Source organism: Limnofasciculus baicalensis BBK-W-15 (assembly GCF_024178385.1).
In the GTDB taxonomy this organism is placed as follows: Bacteria; Cyanobacteriota; Cyanobacteriia; order Cyanobacteriales; family Coleofasciculaceae; genus Limnofasciculus; species Limnofasciculus baicalensis.
Genome location: NZ_JAMZMM010000535.1, coordinates 1 through 3,052, shown reverse-complemented (window position 1 = coordinate 3,052; position 3,052 = coordinate 1). Strand labels below are relative to the sequence as shown.

The window sequence follows — 3,052 nt, the reverse complement described above, 5'->3', positions numbered from 1 at the left end:
TACCATCTACGGTGGTGCTGGAATTGACCTGATTTACGCTGGTAATGGCGATGATATCATCAACGGTGGCACTGGTGCCGATACCATCTACGCCAATGGTGGTGACAATATCATTAATGGTGGTATTGGGAATGATATCCTCTGGTTAGGTAGCGGTCGAGATACTGTTACCCTAGAAAGTGGTGTTGGATTCGATACCATCAACAATTTCCAACTCAATCAAACTACCTTCCATCTCGGTGCAGGCTTAAGCGTAAATAACCTGAATATCTTTAATAGCGCCAATGGTGCAGAAATTTATGCAGGTAGCGATCGCCTTGCTGTGGTAAGTTGGACTCAAGCTAGTGTAATCCAAAACAATCTTTCTAGTATCTTTGTCTAGTCGCAATACGCACAAGTCGGGATTTTTAGTCCATCCTTAAGGCAGGGTGAAGCATTCGGATTCTCTACTCTGAGTTTATTGCAGAAGTTATCGCCCGAATGCTTCACCCCTACACTAGATTGTGGATAGAAGAAAACAGGAATTAGGAGGATATGCTATCCACCAAACACTGGACAAAACTGGACAACCAGTTCAAACAGTATAGAGATAGCCAGCCAAGCGTAAAAAACTACGTTTTTAGGGTGATGACACCTACAGGTGCTTTCCAGCCTGTAGCTCTGTCGTCAATTATTAAACATCTGTATTTGGCCCGAGGAAGTGTAATTGACCTAAAAAGCCCTGAAAACATTGGCGCGGAAAACATTACCCCGAAAGGGAGGACATTCCTAAAGTTACTGGATTAGCCATTATTCAGGATGATCAAGTAATTTGGGGTAGAGAGAATATGCGATTGGCAGAGATAGAATGGATCTTTGTTTAAGATATGGTAAGATAATTTTAGGGATAGAGTTGAAGGTTTGGCGGGATAAGAAAGGCGATCCGATTGAGACGGGGATTGAACAGTTGGATTCTTATTTGGCGCGTTTGGGTGTAGATTTTGGGTGGTTGGTAATTTTTGATCGACGGAGTAATGCTTTAGAGATGGAGGAGAGGTTAGTCACTCAACTAATCTACCTTTAACTCCCTCTCTGACAAACCTCTAATTTTTCCAGCGCTTCCGGATGACTAACAAAATAATATTGAAGCCACTCACAACCCCGAAAAAGTAATGCCGCCAATCCACCTCCCACCTCTCCCACCTGCCATAATCTTGCAGTACAATCGGCACTAGCAGTTGCCAAATATTCCCCATCGGGACTAAAACCGACACCTCTTACCCAATCAGAATGTCCGATAAATTGGGCAACTTCCTCTCCCGATAAATCCCATAATCGTGCAGTACCATCTGCACTAGCAGTAGCCAAATACTCACTATTCGGGCTAAAACTAACACTTAATACTCCTCCCTGATGCCCCTTCAATTCAGTTATTCGATTTCCCGATAAATCCCACAAACCGACAGTACCATCATCAGAAGCAGTAGCCATATATTGATTATTTGGACTAAAACAAACCATCCAAATTAATCCTCTATGCCCAACTAATTCTCCAACAATATTTCCCGATAAATCCCATAAAATTGCTTTCCTATCGTCAGCAGCAGTAGCCAAGTATTCTCCATTCGGACTAAAATTCACACTAGCCAACTTACCCCGATGCCCTTTAAATTCTGCTATTTGTTTTCCCGATAAATCCCAAAGTCGTGCCGTACCATCAACAGAAGCAGTAGCCAAATATTTATTATTAGGATCAAAACTAACACTAACAACCCAACCCTGATGCCCTTTAAATTCCGCTATTTGTTTTCCCGATAAATCCCACATCCGTGCAGTACCATCTTCAGAAGCAGTAGCCAGGTAATTCCCATCCCGACTAAAACTAACACTTGCTACCCAACCCTGATGCCCGATAAATTCAGCTAACGAATTTCCCGATAAATCCCATAACCGTGCCGTACCATCATAAGATGCCGTAGCAATATATTGACCATTAGGACTAAAACAAACACTCAATACCCAATTAGTATGTCCTTTAAATACCACTCGCTGCTTCTTAAATAACTCCCACAATCGGGCACTACCATCAGCAGAAGCAGTAGCGAGACGTTTACCATCAGGGCTAAAACTGACACTAACAACAGCACCCTGATGTCCTTTTAATTCAGCCAATTGCTTTCCCGATAGATTCCATAATCTTGCCTTACTATCTGCCGCTGCTGTAGCAAGATATTCCCCATCGGCACTAAAACTCACATGCCAAACCCAACCTTGATGTCCCAAAAATTGGGCTACTTGTTTACCAGATAAGTCCCACAAACGTGCCGTACTATCAGCCGCCGCCGTAGCAATATATTCACCATTAGGACTAAAACTTACACTTAATACCCAACCCCGATGACCGATAAATTCAGCTATTAAATCTCCCGATAATTTCCACAACTTTGCCGTACCATCATCTGAAGCAGTAGCGAGTAACTCTCCATTCGGGCTAAAACTGACACTTAATACTCTACCATGATGACCGATAAATTCAGCTATGGAATTTCCCGATAAATCCCATAATTTTGCCGTACCATCTTCAGAAGCAGTAGCAATGTATTTGCCATCATGACTAAAACTGACACTTCCCACCCAAGCCTGATGTCCGATAAATTGAATTATTGAATTTCCCAACAAATCCCACAGCCGTGCCGTACCATCTTCAGAAGCCGTCGCCAGATATTCTCCATTAGGACTAAAACTAACAGATCTCACCTTACCTTGATGCCCAATTAATTCTACCTGCAAATTTCCATATTCGTCCCACAAACGCGCCGTGCCATCTTCAGAAGCCGTCGCCAGATATTTCCCATCAGGGCTAAAACTGACACTATTCACCGCACCTTGATGCCCGGAAAATTGAGTCTTTTCTCTAATTTGCTCTAAAATTGTTTGTAATGACAAATCCTGGTTAGCAGCGGCTGTATTAGCAGATAAAATAGACATAACATCCGTTACCCCATCCGTTACATCCGTTACCCCATCCGTTACCCCATCCGCTGCCCCATCCGCTGCCAAATTCTGCCATGCC

3 protein-coding genes are annotated in these 3,052 nt (G+C 43.1%); 2 read left to right on the top strand and 1 reads right to left on the bottom strand.

From position 1 onward, the window contains the following. Positions 1 to 382, top strand: a 382-nt coding sequence (locus tag NJ959_RS27785) for a calcium-binding protein (RefSeq protein ID WP_373693725.1), incomplete at its 5' end; no start/stop codon positions are given. A gap of 465 nt (positions 383 to 847) precedes the next feature. Continuing rightward, a complete protein-coding gene (locus NJ959_RS27780; RefSeq protein WP_254015003.1) occupies positions 848 to 1,063 on the top strand; it encodes a hypothetical protein in 216 nt (71 codons plus the stop codon). Here NJ959_RS27780 and NJ959_RS27775 read toward each other — a convergent pair. Then, a partial coding sequence (locus NJ959_RS27775) for a WD40 repeat domain-containing protein (protein ID WP_254015002.1) occupies positions 1,060 to 3,052 on the bottom strand: 1,993 nt, incomplete at its 5' end. The genes NJ959_RS27780 and NJ959_RS27775 overlap by 4 nt on opposite strands.